This window comes from Caballeronia sp. LZ035, assembly GCF_031451175.1.
In the GTDB taxonomy this organism is placed as follows: domain Bacteria; phylum Pseudomonadota; class Gammaproteobacteria; order Burkholderiales; family Burkholderiaceae; genus Caballeronia.
In genome coordinates this window covers 1485576-1501313 of the sequence record NZ_JARUXS010000001.1, presented here as the reverse complement: position 1 = coordinate 1501313, position 15738 = coordinate 1485576, and the positions used below count along the sequence as shown (strand labels likewise).

At 62.7% G+C, this 15738-nt stretch carries 15 protein-coding genes and 1 tRNA gene; 11 read left to right on the top strand and 5 right to left on the bottom strand.

Annotation, left to right across the window (positions count from 1 at the left end; all coding sequences use genetic code 11):
- Nucleotides 1-8 precede the first annotated feature (8 nt).
- Nucleotides 9-251 carry a hypothetical protein gene (locus QCE88_RS07025; protein WP_309831672.1) on the bottom strand — a complete coding sequence of 81 codons (243 nt, stop codon included), beginning with the start codon at nucleotides 249-251 and terminating at the stop codon, nucleotides 9-11.
- 85 nt (nucleotides 252-336) lie between these two features.
- Between QCE88_RS07025 and QCE88_RS07020 the strand changes: the two genes are divergently transcribed.
- The 10 genes from QCE88_RS07020 to rffA all read left to right on the top strand — a co-directional run bounded on the left by QCE88_RS07020 (nucleotide 337) and on the right by rffA (nucleotide 9774).
- Nucleotides 337-561, top strand: a complete 225-nt coding sequence (locus QCE88_RS07020; RefSeq protein WP_309900435.1) for a hypothetical protein — start codon at nucleotides 337-339, stop codon at nucleotides 559-561.
- Between the two features lie 208 nt (nucleotides 562-769).
- Nucleotides 770-1048 carry a hypothetical protein gene (locus QCE88_RS07015; RefSeq protein WP_309900432.1) on the top strand — a complete coding sequence of 93 codons (279 nt, stop codon included), beginning with the start codon at nucleotides 770-772 and terminating at the stop codon, nucleotides 1046-1048.
- Nucleotides 1049-1055: 7 nt separating this feature from the next.
- Nucleotides 1056-1754, top strand: a complete 699-nt coding sequence (locus tag QCE88_RS07010) for a hypothetical protein (protein ID WP_309900430.1) — start codon at nucleotides 1056-1058, stop codon at nucleotides 1752-1754.
- Nucleotides 1755-2787: 1033 nt separating this feature from the next.
- The gene (locus QCE88_RS07005; RefSeq protein ID WP_309900428.1) at nucleotides 2788-4953 is read left to right on the top strand and encodes a hypothetical protein; all 2166 of its coding nucleotides are present in this window, start codon (nucleotides 2788-2790) and stop codon (nucleotides 4951-4953) included.
- 26 nt (nucleotides 4954-4979) lie between these two features.
- Nucleotides 4980-5669: a WbqC family protein gene (locus QCE88_RS07000; RefSeq protein WP_309900426.1), complete on the top strand. Its 690-nt coding sequence runs from the start codon at nucleotides 4980-4982 to the stop codon at nucleotides 5667-5669.
- A 2-nt stretch (nucleotides 5670-5671) separates the two neighbouring features.
- The gene (locus QCE88_RS06995; protein WP_309900423.1) at nucleotides 5672-6625 is read left to right on the top strand and encodes a glycosyltransferase family 2 protein; all 954 of its coding nucleotides are present in this window, start codon (nucleotides 5672-5674) and stop codon (nucleotides 6623-6625) included.
- Between the two features lie 6 nt (nucleotides 6626-6631).
- Nucleotides 6632-7303, top strand: a complete 672-nt coding sequence (locus QCE88_RS06990; RefSeq protein ID WP_309900421.1) for an acetyltransferase — start codon at nucleotides 6632-6634, stop codon at nucleotides 7301-7303.
- Nucleotides 7304-7310: 7 nt separating this feature from the next.
- Entirely contained in the window at nucleotides 7311-7751 is a 441-nt protein-coding gene (locus QCE88_RS06985; RefSeq protein WP_309900418.1) for a GtrA family protein, read from the top strand.
- Nucleotides 7748-8617: a class I SAM-dependent methyltransferase gene (locus tag QCE88_RS06980; protein ID WP_309900415.1), complete on the top strand. Its 870-nt coding sequence runs from the start codon at nucleotides 7748-7750 to the stop codon at nucleotides 8615-8617. Before QCE88_RS06985 ends, QCE88_RS06980 begins: the two co-directional genes overlap by 4 nt.
- On the top strand, nucleotides 8614-9774 hold the full coding sequence (gene rffA / locus QCE88_RS06975; RefSeq protein ID WP_309900413.1) for a dTDP-4-amino-4,6-dideoxygalactose transaminase: 1161 nt from the start codon (nucleotides 8614-8616) through the stop codon (nucleotides 9772-9774). The genes QCE88_RS06980 and rffA overlap by 4 nt, the downstream gene beginning before the upstream one ends.
- A 146-nt stretch (nucleotides 9775-9920) precedes the next feature.
- Here the strand turns inward: rffA and QCE88_RS06970 are convergent.
- The 4 genes from QCE88_RS06970 to acs all read right to left on the bottom strand — a co-directional run bounded on the left by QCE88_RS06970 (nucleotide 9921) and on the right by acs (nucleotide 14477).
- A tRNA-Ser gene (locus QCE88_RS06970) sits at nucleotides 9921-10010 on the bottom strand.
- 43 nt (nucleotides 10011-10053) lie between these two features.
- Entirely contained in the window at nucleotides 10054-12078 is a 2025-nt protein-coding gene (locus QCE88_RS06965) for a sodium:solute symporter family protein (RefSeq protein ID WP_309900411.1), read from the bottom strand.
- Nucleotides 12075-12413, bottom strand: a complete 339-nt coding sequence (locus QCE88_RS06960; RefSeq protein ID WP_309900410.1) for a DUF4212 domain-containing protein — start codon at nucleotides 12411-12413, stop codon at nucleotides 12075-12077. Before QCE88_RS06960 ends, QCE88_RS06965 begins: the two co-directional genes overlap by 4 nt.
- Nucleotides 12414-12494: 81 nt before the next feature.
- Nucleotides 12495-14477 carry an acetate--CoA ligase gene (acs, locus tag QCE88_RS06955; protein WP_309900407.1) on the bottom strand — a complete coding sequence of 661 codons (1983 nt, stop codon included), beginning with the start codon at nucleotides 14475-14477 and terminating at the stop codon, nucleotides 12495-12497.
- A 645-nt stretch (nucleotides 14478-15122) separates the two neighbouring features.
- On the opposite strand from acs, the gene QCE88_RS06950 reads away from it, so the two are divergent.
- The gene (locus tag QCE88_RS06950; RefSeq protein ID WP_309900404.1) at nucleotides 15123-15710 is read left to right on the top strand and encodes a TIGR00645 family protein; all 588 of its coding nucleotides are present in this window, start codon (nucleotides 15123-15125) and stop codon (nucleotides 15708-15710) included.
- Nucleotides 15711-15738: the final 28 nt, after the last annotated feature.

Here is a 15738-nt window from a genome sequence, read left to right as displayed (position 1 = left end):
CGCCGCGATCAGTCGCGCGGTCGCTCGCCGACTTGCATGTTGGTGCCTTCCGTTTCATCGGTGAGGGCGCGGAGCACATCGGACGCGAAGTCTTCTATGGCGAGATGCCACTCGAGCGTGCCGACGTCGAAGTCGTTCGGATTGCTCTTCCCCTGCGCCCGGCGAATCGCGCCTACCGAGAGACTCAACGCGCGTGCGTGTTGGAAGTGCGGGTCGTCCGAATCGATGAAAGGGAGTTGGTCTTTGTTCATGGTACCTATTACGGTCCGTGCCGACGAAACTTGAGATGGGGCATCCGGTACGCAATCGTTTGCGCGAGGGAATGCCCTGATTCACATGCAAACCTATCAAAACCTTGCCGGAAATTCGGGTGTCGAAGCATTCGACATCCTGCGTACCGGCATCATGGTGCGCTTCGTCAGCGGCGGGACTTATTTGTATGACTATCACGTGCCCGGGCGTACACACGTGGAAGCAATGAAACGTCTGGCCCTAAGCGGGCGTGGCCTCAGCACCTATGTTTCACGGCTTGGCGCGGAGTATGCCAAACGAATCGCTTAGCTGCTCGAACCACGCATTCTACGCGATGCGTAAAGGCTTACTTCGTACGAATTGAACTCAGCCATTGCCGTGCGATCGTTTGGATACCCAATGAATATGATGATTGTCCGAGCACGTCCGAAAGGCAAGCGTCGTCCGTCGGCGCGGCATGGTCGATGCTGACATCCCTGTAAGCGACGCGTCCGCGTCGACTTTCAAGGAGACGGTAATGAAAGCCACTCTCGCCATTGGCGGCGCCCTGCTCGCGCTCTGCAGCGCAACCGCGTTTGCCCAGGACATGTCGCGCGATCAACTCATGCAAAAACCTCAGCCGATGCAGCCCGGCAAGCACGACTCCGTGCCGATGCCGCGCACGGGCGATGCGTCGCGAGGCGGTGTACCGTCAGGCACATCGGAAAGCGGCACACTGATGCAGCAACGCGAACACGGCATGTCGTCCGACACGCCGGCCAACTCGCCTCAATCGACCGGCACCATGAAGCAATGAGCGAAGCGTGCGCGTGGCGTCGATGATGCACGCTACGACATCCATCAAGGTGTCGGGTTCACCTGAACCGATCGTTTGTTCCGCGCGTGATGCTGCGCAAAAGACCGCTGGCATAAACCGTATATACTGTTTTCTCCACACGAACAGGAGAGAACGGATGAACACACCGCAAGCCAAGGCGCCCACGAAGAAAGCTTTCCACTTCCCGAAGAGCGCCGGCGGCAAGACACAGACAAAAGCAAAGACGGAAGCCGTCGATGACACGACCGCAGAAGCCAAACCGGCAACGGCTCCGAAAACCTCGACCAAGCCCAAAGCCAGGAAGAAGCCGGTGGCGCAAGCCGCATCGGTGAAGACCGTCAAGAAGACTGCCGCCAGGAAGACCCCCGCCACGGCGCCGAAGCAGAGCTCTGCCGTCGAAGCGGACACGAAGCCGAACACTGTGAAGGCTCCGACGAAGACCGAGGTAAAACCGAAGCGCGTGAAAAAAGAAAAAGTCGTGCGCGACAGTTTCACGATGCCGAAGTCGGACTACGCGAAGATCGCCGCGCTGAAGGAGAAGTGCCAGAAAAGCGGCGTGCGCGTGAGGAAGAGCGAACTGCTGCGCGCCGCAATCGCGATGCTCGACGCAGCACCCGAGAAGCGGTTGATCGCTGCGATCAAGGCGCTCGAGACGGTCAAGACGGGTCGCCCGTCGAACGGCTGAGTCGCATCGATCGATCCGTTTCGGCTTGTCCCTCGGTTTCGACATGCATGACGCGCATGCTTGCTTGAGCCCTGGAACCAGAAACCGCCCGGACGAAGCAGCCGCAAAAACGAAACTCCCGCATGGCCGATGACCATGCGGGATTCTTTCTGTTGTCTGCCCTGGCGAAGAGAGGGACCGCCTGCTTCGCTAACTTACTGTGAGACCTCATCTGGGTTTTACCAGGCTCATGCCGCTCGAAGGCTCGTCAGCCCAAGGATTCAAGCAAGATCCAGTGACGCGCGCACGCTCTTGCCTCAAGGTTGTTCCGACAATCACTCAACAACGCGTTTGAGGGATGCATGCTGGCGGACCTCGCTGATTCGGACTTCAGCAAAGCCACTGGTGCGGCGCGGGCTTGACCCCGACCCAATGAACTGGAAAAGCCTCAGTACACGCCTCTGTGTCTGAAGCGAAGCGCGAAGCATGTGCAGACACGCCTACCGTATCGATTCATGCGTCGTGCAGTCAACGTGATCGACCGAAAGACGCGTCCCCCGAGCGGTTTAGCGTCGTGCATGGCGCGCACGCCCTTGCCTGCTGATGCGCGGCAGCCGTGTCCGGCAGTTCGCCTGTCCGCGCGGTCACTCAATCGGATTAACGAATCCGGAATCGCGTCGAGGTAATGCTCGAACAAATGCAGCGGATCGCTCGCACTCATCCCCCACTCGCTGCGCATGTGCCGGCCGCAAGCAACGGATACGCATCGCCTGAAGAAGTGCCCCGAATCACGCTGACCCAATCCATCGCGGCGTATTCGAACGGACGACTTGCCACATCGCAAAGTCCTGATAACCCGGCGGGTATAATTTCTTGATCCGAAAAAATGACACGGACACGGTATCGCTTCTGATTGAATGAGCGTGTCTACCATCCGATCCACCGATCATTCCAAACCAGCCGTCGTGTCGTTCACTCATCGCAAGACTCGAACGATGCCCGGCGCGTAGTCGCACTTCCAATAACAAAGGCACTCCACTGCCGTTGCGAGACGATGACAGCGAAGATTCCCGACAACATGGCCCCATCCGGCAAGGATTCGCAGCGAACCGCGACGCGTCAGCGCCGCAGCACCGACCGGCTTCTTCCCTTCGCGACGTCCCGCAGCGTGAGTCAGCACGCCGTGTTCTGCGCGGGCATCGCCATGTTCACGCTGGTTCTGCTGCATCTGGCGGGCGGCTCCGTGGGCGTTGCCGCCGCGCTTGCTGCGTTCGTCGGCGCGCTCGTGCTCGTACAGGCCGGCGAACTCGTGCTCGAAGCCGCGCACGCCCATTCGTTGAGGGCGCGCTTGCCCGCCGCGTTTTGCACTGGTGTGATGCTGGTCAGTCTCGCCATGCTTCCGATCGTCTGGTTCGCGAACGTCACGGCGGCGACGGCTTTCGTCGTGGTCGGCACTGCGGTCGCGGCATGCGGCTTCTTCAAACGCCGGCGAACGCAGAATGCCACATCCGCCGTATCCGAAGCCGCCTGGACCGATGTCGTCGTCACACTCACGCTTGCAGCGCTGGTGTGCTGGTTCGGTCGCTACGCAGCGGGCGCGCTTCCTCATCTGATTGCAACCGGAACCCTTCCCGCTTCGAGCGATTACTTCATCCACGCGGGCGTGGTCGCGAAGTTTGGCGATCCGCTGGCCGTCGGTCCAAGCGATATCGGGATGTTCGGCTCGCCGCGCGCGTTCTATCACTACGGCTTCTTCATGCTGGCGGCGGCGCTTTTGCCGCTTGCCGGCACGCCCGCACTCGGACTTGCGACCGCCGCGCTTCTGCCCATTGGATTGCTCGTCGGCGTACTGGGCCTCTACGTGTTCGCGACGGAACTCGGCGGCCGGCGCATCGGCATGTTCGCGGCCTTGCTGGTTATGTGCCTGCCCGATGCATCGCATTACTGGCTGAAGAACTGGTTCTACGGATTTCACTGGCTGCTGTTCGCCGCGCCGGGATCGGGCTATGCGACGGGCATCGGGCTCGTCGCACTGGCGCTCGCCGTGCGCTGGACCAGCGCGCGACCACGCGAAGCGTCGTGGCGATGGCCGCTATTGGCGATGTGCATGACGTTCAGTCTCGTCATGTTCCGCGCGCATATGTTTCTGCTGCAAGCGCCCGCCCTCTTCGCGCTGATCACGCTCACCGCATGGCCGAGACTGCGCGCGTGCCTGATCGTGATCGTGGTGATGACGCTCGCCGCGGTCGCGGCCCTGCTTGCGTTCAATACACACGTGCGCGATATCTGGCTCCACTTCTCGCAAACGCCGCAGTTCCTCGACCTCATGCTGAAGCAGTTCGCCACGCCGGCACTCGCCGCGACCTATACGAATCTGTTGAGCCAGTACGGCCGCGTGGCAACCTCGATCATCGGACTCGCGATGCTGACCGTGGCGCCGCTCGGCGTTTTCCTGCCGGTCTATGCGGCCGCCGGCGCACTCCTAGCGCGACGCCACGCATTCCACATCCGCGACGCATTGCCGTTGCTGATGCTTGCGTGCTACCTGCTGCTGATCGTGTTCGCGCCGGTCGCGTACAACGGCGATTCGTCGGAGTACAAGCAGCGGCACTTCGTGTTGCTGTATGCGGTTTTCGGCGTCTATGCCGTGTGCCTGCTCGCGCGGCTTTTCAATATCGGAACGCACCGCGGCCTCACGCTGCCGCTGCGCGCGCAATCGATCGCGTTTGTGCTGATCGCGCTGGGATGCGCCGTGAGCGCGTCCGGTTTTAACCCTGCGAAACCTTCGTCAGGCGGCGGAGAAACCTTCTACGAGGTGCCGGTGAACCGTGACCTGGTCGACGCCGCGCAGCACATCCGGCAACACAGCGTAGTCGGCGATACCTTCGCGATCGGCGGCCCGGACTCGAATCAGCTGATCCTCGATTCCGCCACCGTGCTGACGAGCCTCACCGACCTTCCGGCGTATCTGTCGCGCACCGCTTTCCAGTTGACGCTCGGCGGCATCAAGACGCGCATGGCGAAAGAGCGCATGGCGATGATCCAGTCGATCGATCGCGCCGATACCCTCGATCAAGCGCAACGCCTGCTGCGCGATGCGCACGTGACGTGGTATGTCGTGCCACGCGAGCATCCGGTGAAATCAGACCCTCGGGGCGAACACGCGTCGTACAGGAACGCGGGACTGTTCGTCTACCATGTGCTGCCCAGCACGCCCTGAGCGCGACGCGCCGTTCAATCACCGCCATGAAGAAAGTCGCCATACTGCAATCCAACTACATCCCGTGGAAGGGCTACTTCGACATGATCGCCGCCGTCGACGAATTCGTGATCTACGACGAAGTGCAATTCACGAAGAACGACTGGCGCAACCGCAACCGCATCAAGACGCGCAACGGCGGCGAGTGGATCACGATACCCGTTCAACAGGAAAGGCTCGATCAGAAGATCAGCGAAACGCGCGTGCTCAACGGGCGATGGGCCGTCAAGCACTGGAAGGCCATCGCGAACAACTATGCGCGCGCGCCCTGCTTCGCACAGTATGCGGAGGTCCTCGAAGCGCTGTATCGGCAGGCCGGTCAGCTTGAATGGCTGAGTGAGATCAATCTGCTGTTCATTCGCACGCTCTGCGACTTGCTCGGCGTCACGACGAACATCACCTCGTCGCGCGACTACGATCTCAGCGGCGACCGCGTCGCGCGTCTTGTCAGCGTGTGTCGTCAAGCGGGCGCAAACGTCTATCTATCAGGACCCGCTGCGAAAACTTATCTCGATGAAGCCCTGTTCACAGCGGCGGGCATCGAGGTGGAATGGATGAGTTATGACGGCTATCCCGAGTACCCCCAATTGCACGCGCCTTTCGAGCACGGCGTGACGGTTCTCGACCTGCTCCTCAATGCCGGCCCGCACCATAAAGCCTATATGAAGCAAGCCTGATCATGGATATCTCGATCGTCACTACGTTGTACCGGTCTTCGCGATACATCGAAGAGTTTCACCGCCGCATCACGGCGGACGCGGAAAAACTCACGCAGGCCTTCGAGATCATTTTCGTGAACGACGGTTCGCCAGATGATTCGCTGCACGTGGCGCGCTCGGTGTGCGAGCGCGATTCACGCGTCAAGGTGCTGGATCTCGCGCGCAACTTCGGTCAGCATCGCGCGCTCATGTGCGGCATCCGGCATGCCGTCGGCGAGCGGGTATTCATCATCGACGTGGACCTGGAAGAGCTGCCGGAAAATCTCGGGCGCTTCTGGCACGCCATGAACGAGGACCCCGAAACCGATGTGATCGTCGGCCAGCTCACCGAGAAAACCATGCCGCGTTTCAAGGGCACGGCGAGCGATTTGTTCTACAAGCTTTTCAACGCGTTTTCGAGCGTACGGCTGTCCGATCGCGACATCATCGCGCGGCTGATGAAGCGCAACTATGTGAACGCGCTGCTCGACTATCACGAGACCGAGATTTTCCTGCCCGCCGTGTGGGTCGATGCGGGCTTCAGGCAGAAGCGCATCGTCGCGACGAAAACCTTCGACGGCATGTCGTCCTACACCTTCCGCAAACGCCTCTCGATGGCCGTGGAAGCCATCACGTCGTTCAGCAGCAAGCCGCTCATCATGATCTTCTACGTGGGGCTGTTGTTTTCGGCCGGCGCGTCGCTCGTCATCGTTTATCTGCTGATGCAAAAGCTCTTCATGGGCCGCGTATTCCAGGGATGGACGTCGTTGATGGCGGGACTCTTTTTGATCGGCGGTATCATCATCTTTTCGCTTGGCGTCGTTGGCATCTATGTGTCGAAGATCTATCTCGAAGTCAAGGCGCGGCCCAATTCGATCGTGAGAAAGATCTATCAGGCCGATCGCGACGCACCGCAGCGAGATCATGCAGGATGAAGCGCAATGAATGACTTGATCATATTCGGGGCAACCAGTCTGGCCCGGCTGGCGCGCTACCATGCGGAACAGGACATGGGTCTGAACGTGCATGCGTTTGCCGTCGATCGCGATTACCTGACCGGGGACGAATTCGCGTCGCTGCCCGTCATCGAATGGCAGGAAGCCATGCGGCGCTTTCCCGCGCATGAGGTGTCGGTGTTCGTGGCCATTGGCTATCGCAACATGCGCGCGCGGCAAGCGGCGTATCAGCGGATCAGGCAAAGCGGTTATGCGATGACGAATATCGTCGCGTCGTCGGCCTATGTGGCGAAGGACGTGGTCATGGGCGATAACAATATCGTGATGCCTGGCGTCGTCATCGAACCGGGCGTGACAATCGGCTCGAACAACGTGCTGTGGTCCAACGCCACCATTTGCCACGATACGGTCATCGGCCACCATAACTTCATCGCGGCCAATACGACGCTCGGCGGCGGCGTGTCGCTCGGCGAGCGTAATTTCATCGGCTTTTCGTCGGTCGTGCTGCAAGGGCGGCGCATCGGCGATGAAACGCTGATCGGCGCGCAGTCGCTCATCCATCACGACACGGCCGATCTCTCGCTCTACTACGGCAGCCCCGCGAAGCGCATTCGCGCACTGGACGCGGACGTGGGCGTGGTCGTCGCCGATGCCTGAATCCACGATGCCCGCCACTTCAAAGACGCTGATGACACACGGCTTGCGCAACGCATTCGGACAACTGCTTCGTTACGGTCTGGTCGGCCTGACGATCAACCTCGCCGGCTATCTGATCTTCGTGCTCGCGACCACGCACGGCGCCGAGCCCAAACTGACGATGACGCTTTTGTATCTTGCCGGTGTCGCGTCCAGCTTCTGGGCGAATCGCAACTGGACCTTCAAGGATCGCGGCACCCTGCTGGGGCCCGGCCTGCGCTACGCGTGCGCGTATGCCCTTGGCTATCTGCTCAATCTGGGCCTGCTACTGGTGTTAGTCGATCACCTGCATTACTCGCCGCGCGTGATCCAGTTCATCGCCGTGTTCGTGGTGGCGGGCTTTCTGTTCGTCACGCTCAAGCTGCTCGTTTTCATGCAGCCCGCCGCCATGCAGGAGAAGCACCGATGAAACGATGCCTCGCCTGCCAGCATCTCTTTCCGGCAGCGTCCGATGCCTGCACGCATTGCCGCTGGACGCCGCCCACGCGCGACGCGCTTCCCGCCTACGCGCCCGCGTTGAGCGACGCCAGCGAAGGCTTCCGCGCCACGCATTTCGCCGAACTCGCCGCGCTCGAATCGGACAGCTTCTGGTTCCGCGCGCGGAATCGGCTCATCTTATGGTCGCTGCGCCGATACTGTCCTGGCTTCGCATCGTTTCTCGAAGTCGGCTGCGGCACGGGCTATGTGCTTGCGGCGATCGCGCAGGCGTTTCCGCGCGTGAATCTGTCCGGCAGCGAGATCTTCTCGGCGGGGCTTGCGTTTGCGGCTTCACGGCAAAACGCCGCTCGCTTCATTCAAATGGATGCGCGCGATATCCCCTTCGTCGAAGAGTTCGACGCCATCGGCATGTTCGACGTGCTGGAGCACATCAAGGAAGATGAACTCGTTCTGCAGCAGGCGCGCAATGCGCTCGCACCGCGCGGCACGCTGCTGCTCACGGTGCCGCAGCATGCGTGGCTCTGGAGCGCAACCGATGAATACGCGTGCCACGTGCGCCGCTACGCCGCGAGCGATCTGCACGCGAAGCTGCGCGACGCGGGCTTCGAGATCGTGCGCAGCACGTCGTTCGTTTCGTTTCTGCTGCCTGCCATGATGGCGGCGCGTCTGTCGAAGAAAGGCAAGAAGCAGGCTGCAGACGAAGGCGCGGAACTGAGCATGCCGCCGTGGCTGAATCGACTCTTCGAAAACATACTGGCCGTCGAAATACGGCTGATCCGTGCAGGCTTCAACTTTCCCGTGGGCGGCTCCCGACTCGTGATCGCAAGAAAACTATGACGATTCATATTCCGTTCAACAAGCCGTACATGACCGGCCAGGAACTTGGCTATATCGCCGAGGCGCATGGCAATCTGCATCTGGCCGGCGACGGCATGTTCACCAAGCGCTGCCACGCGTGGCTCGAACAGCACACGGGCACGCGCCGCGCGCTGCTCACGCACTCGTGCACCGCCGCGCTCGAAATGACCGCGCTGCTCGCCGCGATCAAGCCCGGCGACGAAATCATCATGCCGTCCTACACGTTCGTGTCGACGGCCAACGCGTTCGCGTTGCGCGGCGGCGTGCCGGTGTTCGTCGACATTCGCCCCGACACGCTCAATCTCGACGAAACCCGCATCGAGGCCGCGATCACGCCGAAGACCCGCGCGATCGTGCCCGTGCACTATGCGGGCGTGTCGTGCGAGATGGATGCGATCACGGACATCGCGAAGCGGCACGGTCTGCTCGTCATCGAAGATGCCGCGCAGGGCGTGACCTCGACGTACAAGGGCCGCGCGCTCGGCAGTATCGGCGATCTCGGCGCGTACAGCTTTCACGAAACGAAGAACGTCATTTCCGGCGAAGGCGGCGCACTGCTCGTGAATGCGCCCGAGTTCGCCACGCAGGCGGAGATCATTCGCGAGAAAGGCACCGACCGGAGCCGCTATTTTCGCGGCGAGGTGGACAAGTACACGTGGCAGGACATCGGCTCGTCGTTTCTGCCGGGCGAGCTGATCGCCGCTTTCTTGTGGGCGCAACTGGAACAGGCCGGGCGCATCACCGATGAGCGGCTCGGGAGCTGGACTTATTATCATGCGCTGCTCGCCGACCTCGAAACCGAGGGCTGGCTGCGCAGGCCGATCATTCCCGAGCATTGCGCGCACAACGCGCACATGTACTACATCCTGGTCGCCCCGCACGTGAATCGGCAGGTCGTGCTGGATACGTTGAAACAGGCGGGCATCGGCGCGGTGTTTCACTATATTCCGCTGCATTCGTCGCGCGCGGGCATGACCGTGGGCCGAGCGGCGGGAGAGCTCGACATCACCGACGCCCTCGCCGGCCAGCTGATCCGCCTGCCGCTGTGGGTCGGGCTCACGCGCGCGAACCAGGAGGAAGTGGTGGACGTGCTCAGGCTCGCGCTTCGTGCGGGCGCGCAAGCGGGTAACATGTGAGGCAGTCTGGGCGGGTCGGGGTGATAAATCGCGGGCCTGAGGCCCGCTCGCGGCTGTCGCGTTTCGACCGTCGCGGCTGACTGCTTGGGGAAGGAAACAAAAAAGCCGTTGATTCCTTTACGGATCAACGGCTTCACATTCTGTCCTGGCGGAGAGAGGGGGATTCGAACCCCCGATAGGTTTTACCCTATACACGCTTTCCAGGCGTGCGACTTAAACCACTCATCCATCTCTCCGGAAGTCCGCGATTATACCAAGTTCCCGCCACTGCGCCAGCCCCTACGGATGGCGAATGTAATCCACCAGTGCGCGCGTATACGCGTCCGGCTTGCGATCCAGCAGACTCACCGCGATCGCCACCGCGAACCCCGCCGGCACGCCGAACACCCCCGAACTGATCGGCTCGATGCCCCACCAGCGCGCCCCCGCGAACCCGGTGAGCTGCACGAAGAACGGATACGTCGACACGATGTAGTACACGCACACCACCAGCCCCGCGATCATCCCGGCGACCACCCCGCGCTGCGTCGTGCGCTTCCAGAACACGCCGAGCACCAGCGCCGGAAACAGACTCGACGCCGCCAGCGAAAACGCCGCGCCCACCAGGAACAGGATGTTGCCCGCATTCAGCGACGCCACATACGACGCAAGCAGCGCCACGCCCAGCAGCAGGATCTTCGAGATGGTCACGCGCCGCTGACTGCTCGCCCCCCGGTCGACCATGCAGTAATAGACATCGTGGGAGAGCGCATTGGCGATGGTCAGCAGCAGTCCATCGGCTGTCGAGAGTGCGGCCGCCAGCGCCCCCGCCGCAATCAGCCCCGAGATCACATACGGCAGCCCGGCAATCTCGGGCGCCGCCAGCACCACCATGTCGGGCTGCATCTGGATGCCCGCCCAGCGCACGATGCCATCGCCGTTCACGTCGCTGATCCGGATCAGATACGGTTCCACGCGCCGCCACTGCGTGACCCATTGCGGCAGGTCCGCGAAACGATGCCCCACCAGTCCCGTCAGGATCTCGTGCTTGATCAGCACCGCGAGCACCGGCACGGTCAGATAGAACAGCGCGACGAAGAACAGCGTCCAGCCGACCGACCGCCGCGCCGACGCCACCGACGTCGTCGTGTTGTAGCGCGTGAGGATGTGCGGCAGGCTCGCCGTGCCGATCGAAAGACACAGCAGCAACGCCAGGAAGTTCACCTGATGCACGCGCGGGCTCTCGTCGCCGGCGGAACCCGGCGCGAAGGCTTCGGCCATCGGCACCGGAGCAGCGACGCGTTCGCTCAGCGCATCGCGCTCGCGGGTCCACTTGACCTGCGCATCGGCGGGATCGCGTGGAAAAGCCGCCAGTTCCCGCTCCCGCTCGTTGATCTCGCGTAGCGGCCCGTTATGCCGCCGCAACTCGGCAATCTCCGCTGTCAGCCGCGCATGCTCGACATGGAACGACTGCGGCAACGCGTCGATGCGCGCCTGCACCCGCGCCGCCTGCCGCTGGAAATCGGCCCGCACACGCGCTTCGTCTTGCGACACGGCCACCGCGCGCTCCAGCGACTCGACGCGCTCCATCACGCGGCCATAGTTCAATTGCGGAAACCAGCCGAGGCCTTCACGATGCGCGATCATCGACACGGGAATCAGCATCGCGCTGATGAGGATGATGTACTGCGCCACCTGCGTCCACGTCACGGCGCGCATGCCGCCGAGAAACGAGCACACCAGAATGCCCGCAAGCCCGCAGAAGATGCCGATCGAAAACTCGATGCCGATGAAGCGCGAAGCAATCAGCCCGATGCCCTGGATTTGCGCCACGAGATACACGAACGAACAGAGAATCGCCGCGACGGCCGCCAGCGCGCGCACCAGGTTGCTCGAGAAACGCGTGCCGAGAAAGTCGGGAATCGTGTAGCGCGCGAGCTTGCGCACGTACGGCGCGAGCAGGAACGCGACGAGACAGTAGCCGCCGGTCCAGCCCATCACGTAGGCGAGGCCGTCGTAGCCGCTCGCATAGATGGAGCCCGCGAGGCCGATGAACGAAGCCGCCGACAACCAGTCCGCCGCCGTCGCCATGCCGTTGAACGCCGACGGCACGCGGCGCCCCGCCACGTAGTATTCGACCAGGTCCGAGGTGCGCGACAGCAAGCCGATCACCGCATAGACCGCGATCGGCACGAACAGGAACACGTAGCCGATCCACGTGCCCGGTCCCGTCGTGCGCTCGATGCGCTCCATCAGGAAGATGAACAGCAGGAAGCCGAGCGTGTAGAGCGCGTAGTAGAGGATCAGCCGGTTCGTGAGCTTCATGCGGCCTCGCCCTGTTCCGCGCGGGCGACGCGCAGCAGGCGCGCATCGGCGACCTGCATCAGCACGATATAGACGACGATCAAGCCGACATACACGAGGATCGCGCCCTGCGCGCCGAAATAGAACGGCAGCGGAAAGCCCGCGACGCGCACGTGATCGACGCGTTGCGCCACGAGCGGCAGACCGAACGAGACGACGAAGCCGATCGTCATCAGCACGGCAATGAGTGCAAGGTTGAAGCGCCAGTACGTGCGATGCGCGCGCGCCATCGCGGCCGAGACGGGCGGCGGGGAAGCGGGCGGCTGACTGGAGGAATCGGCGGGAGGGGTGGCCATGCGGTTTTTTAACAAAACCGCATGGCATCGGCAATCAGGATCGACCGCGCCGCTCAGTGCGCAGTCGCTAACCTGAATGCTTCAGCGCGCTTCGCCGAGCTGGTCGAGGATCGCGGGGTTTTCGAGCGTCGACACATCCTGCGTGATCTCCTCGCCCTTTGCGAGCGAGCGCAAGAGGCGCCGCATGATCTTCCCGGAACGCGTCTTCGGCAGGTTCTCGCCGAAGCGGATGTCCTTCGGCTTCGCGATCGGGCCGATTTCCTTGCCGACCCAGTTGCGCAACTCGGCCGCGATCTGCTTCGCTTCGTCGCCTTCGGGACGCGCCCGCTTCAGCACGACGAACGCGACCACGGCTTCGCCGGTCGTGTCGTCCGGACGGCCGACGACCGCCGCTTCCGCGACCATCGGATTCGCCACCAGGGCCGACTCGATCTCCATCGTGCCGAGGCGGTGACCCGAGACGTTCAGCACGTCGTCGATGCGGCCCATGATCGTGAAATAACCGGTGGTCTTGTCGCGCACCGCGCCGTCGCCGGCCAGATACAGCTTGCCGCCGAGCTCTTCCGGGAAGTAGCTGGTCTGGTAACGCTTCGGGTCGCCCCAGACGTTGCGCAGCATCGACGGCCACGGCCGCTTGATGACCAGGATGCCGCCCTGCCCGTTCGGCACGTCCTGACCGGTCTCGTCGACCACCGCGGCCATGATGCCCGGCAGCGGCAGCGTGCACGAACCCGGCACCAGCGGCGTCGCGCCCGGCAGCGGCGTGATCATGTGGCCGCCGGTCTCGGTCTGCCACCACGTATCGACGATCGGACACTGCCCGCGCCCGACGTTCTCGTGATACCAGACCCACGCTTCCGGATTGATCGGCTCGCCGACCGTGCCGAGGATGCGCAGCGTCGACAGGTCGAAACTCTTCGGATGCACCTTTGCATCCGCCTCCGACACCTTGATCAGCGAGCGGATGGCTGTCGGCGCGGTGTAGAAGATCGTGACCTTGTGACGGCCGATCATCTCCCAGAACCGTCCCGCGTGCGGATAGGTGGGCACGCCCTCGAACATCACCTGGGTCGCGCCGATGGCCAGCGGCCCGTACGCGATATAGCTATGCCCGGTGATCCAGCCGATGTCCGCCGTACACCAGAAGACATCGTCCGGCTTCATGTCGAAGGTCCACTTCATGGTCTGCGCGGCCCACAGCAACAGGCCCGCCGTGCTGTGCTGCACGCCCTTCGGCTTGCCCGTCGAGCCCGACGTGTAGAGGATGAACAGCGGATGCTCCGCGCCCACCCACTCCGGCTCGCACTGCGCCGCCTCGTTTTCGACGACCTCGTGCAGCCACGCGTCGCGCCCTTCGGTCCAGCCGACCTTGCCGCCGGTGCGGCGATACACGATCACGTCCTTGACCTTGTCGCAGCCGCCCGCGGCCAGCGCTTCGTCGGCGATGCTCTTGAGCGGCAGCGCCTTGCCGCCGCGCATCTGCTCGTCCGCCGTGATGAGCGCGACCGCGCCGACATCGACGAGACGCTCGTTGAGCGACTTCGACGAGAACCCGCCGAACACCACCGAATGCGTAGCGCCGATGCGCGCGCACGCCTGCATCGCGACGACACCTTCCACCGACATCGGCAGATAGATGACGACGCGGTCGCCCTTCTTCACGCCGCGCTTCTTGAGCGCGTTGGCGAGACGGCACACGCGCTCGAGCAGGTCCTGATAGGTGATGTGGGTGACGGTGCCGTCGTCGGCTTCGAAGATGATCGCGTTGTCCTGGCCGCGGCCCGCTTCGATATGGCGGTCGAGACAGTTGTACGACGCATTGAGTTCGCCGTCCTCGAACCACGTATAGAAAGGCGCCTTCGTTTCATCCAGCACCTTCGTGAACGGCTTGTGCCAGGCGAGCGTCTCGCGCGCGAGGCCGGCCCAGAAACCTTCGTAGTCTTGCTCTGCCTGGGCGGCGAGCGCCTGATACGCGTCCATGCCGGCAATGGCCGCGTCCGCCGTTGCCTTGGCCGACGGCGGAAATACGCGTTTTTCGTGAAGAACTGATTCGATCGCAGACATCGACAACCTCTCTGATGGTGTTTCCAAAATCCGCCGGCGCCCGCATCGCTGAATGGGCTGCGTGCGCCGCATGTTATGGGATCTGTCAGCGAAAACGCGCGGCGTTTCCGGACCCGATCCTGTCTCCGTTCTTGTGGCCGGAGCCGCCGTCATGGCAAGCGCGTCCGTCCGTTGCGAGGGCACGCGCCAGGCGGCACGGCCCCATGCCGCAGCGCCTCGTGTGGCCACGGGCATGCGGCATCGACTTCAAGCATCGACTTCAAGATAAGCCGCTCAACTTACCCGCTTCTTACGTAGGCCGGCCAATGAACACGGGGTATACGCGAAGTAAGCGCGAAGTCACCGCGGCTCGGACATGTGCTCCGCAATCGTAACTGAACTGACCTCAGGTGCGGTACCCGGCGCCGGCGCGGCTGGCTGTTCTTTTGATCGAAACCATGGTTCGGCCCCGCGACCGCCTGCCTGGCCGCCCGGACATGCACCGCAACGTTCGCGCAGACTGTCACGCTGACGCGTTACAATACCGGGCTTTCCCTGACCGCGAACGTGCTCGAATCCGCTTCGAGTCCGCATTTCGCCGGCGCATTGCTTTCGGGCTCAGACGCCGTCCTCTCCGTCCGTTTCGCATCGACTGAAAAGCCGCCCATGTCCGCTCCCAAGCACACCCCCGCTTCCGCTCGGCCCGGCGCAATGAAGGCGCTCCCCCGAATCATCTTCATGAGCCGCTGGTTGCAGGTGCCGCTCTATCTCGGGCTGATCGTCGCGCAAGGCGTGTATGTCGTGCTCTTCCTGAAGGAAGTCTGGCATCTCGTCACGCACGCCATGACCCTCGACGAAACCAACATCATGCTCGTCGTGCTCGGCCTGATCGACGTGGTGATGATCTCGAATCTGCTCATCATGGTGATCGTCGGCGGGTACGAGACCTTCGTGTCGCGGCTGGGCGTCGAGGGCCATCCCGACGAACCCGAATGGCTCGACCACGTCAACGCCGGCGTGCTGAAGGTCAAGCTCTCGATGGCGCTCATCAGTATCTCGTCCATCCATCTGCTCAAGACCTTCATCAACCCCGACCAGCACACCTTCCATACCGTGCTGTGGCAAGTGATCATCCACATGGCCTTCCTGCTGTCCGCGCTCATCATGGCGTATGTCGACAAGCTGACCACGCATACGCATCCGCGGCACTTTCAGGACGAGTCCTTCTCGCCGCCGCGCAGCACAGCAGACTGAGCCTCACTTGAGCATCGCCTGAGCGTCA

Excerpts from the sequence above, each read along its gene's own strand:
- QCE88_RS07000 (WP_309900426.1), top strand. The coding sequence starts at position 4,980 with ATGAAGAAAGTCGCCATACTGCAATCCAACTACATCCCGTGGAAGGGC.
- QCE88_RS06985 (WP_309900418.1), top strand. The coding sequence starts at position 7,311 with ATGCCCGCCACTTCAAAGACGCTGATGACACACGGCTTGCGCAACGCA.
- QCE88_RS07005 (WP_309900428.1), top strand. The coding sequence starts at position 2,788 with ATGACAGCGAAGATTCCCGACAACATGGCCCCATCCGGCAAGGATTCG.
- rffA (WP_309900413.1), top strand. The coding sequence starts at position 8,614 with ATGACGATTCATATTCCGTTCAACAAGCCGTACATGACCGGCCAGGAA.
- QCE88_RS06980 (WP_309900415.1), top strand. The coding sequence starts at position 7,748 with ATGAAACGATGCCTCGCCTGCCAGCATCTCTTTCCGGCAGCGTCCGAT.
- QCE88_RS07015 (WP_309900432.1), top strand. The coding sequence starts at position 770 with ATGAAAGCCACTCTCGCCATTGGCGGCGCCCTGCTCGCGCTCTGCAGC.
- QCE88_RS06965 (WP_309900411.1), bottom strand. The coding sequence starts at position 12,078 with ATGAAGCTCACGAACCGGCTGATCCTCTACTACGCGCTCTACACGCTC.
- QCE88_RS07025 (WP_309831672.1), bottom strand. The coding sequence starts at position 251 with ATGAACAAAGACCAACTCCCTTTCATCGATTCGGACGACCCGCACTTC.
- QCE88_RS06960 (WP_309900410.1), bottom strand. The coding sequence starts at position 12,413 with ATGGCCACCCCTCCCGCCGATTCCTCCAGTCAGCCGCCCGCTTCCCCG.
- QCE88_RS06995 (WP_309900423.1), top strand. The coding sequence starts at position 5,672 with ATGGATATCTCGATCGTCACTACGTTGTACCGGTCTTCGCGATACATC.
- QCE88_RS07020 (WP_309900435.1), top strand. The coding sequence starts at position 337 with ATGCAAACCTATCAAAACCTTGCCGGAAATTCGGGTGTCGAAGCATTC.
- QCE88_RS06990 (WP_309900421.1), top strand. The coding sequence starts at position 6,632 with ATGAATGACTTGATCATATTCGGGGCAACCAGTCTGGCCCGGCTGGCG.
- QCE88_RS06950 (WP_309900404.1), top strand. The coding sequence starts at position 15,123 with ATGTCCGCTCCCAAGCACACCCCCGCTTCCGCTCGGCCCGGCGCAATG.
- acs (WP_309900407.1), bottom strand. The coding sequence starts at position 14,477 with ATGTCTGCGATCGAATCAGTTCTTCACGAAAAACGCGTATTTCCGCCG.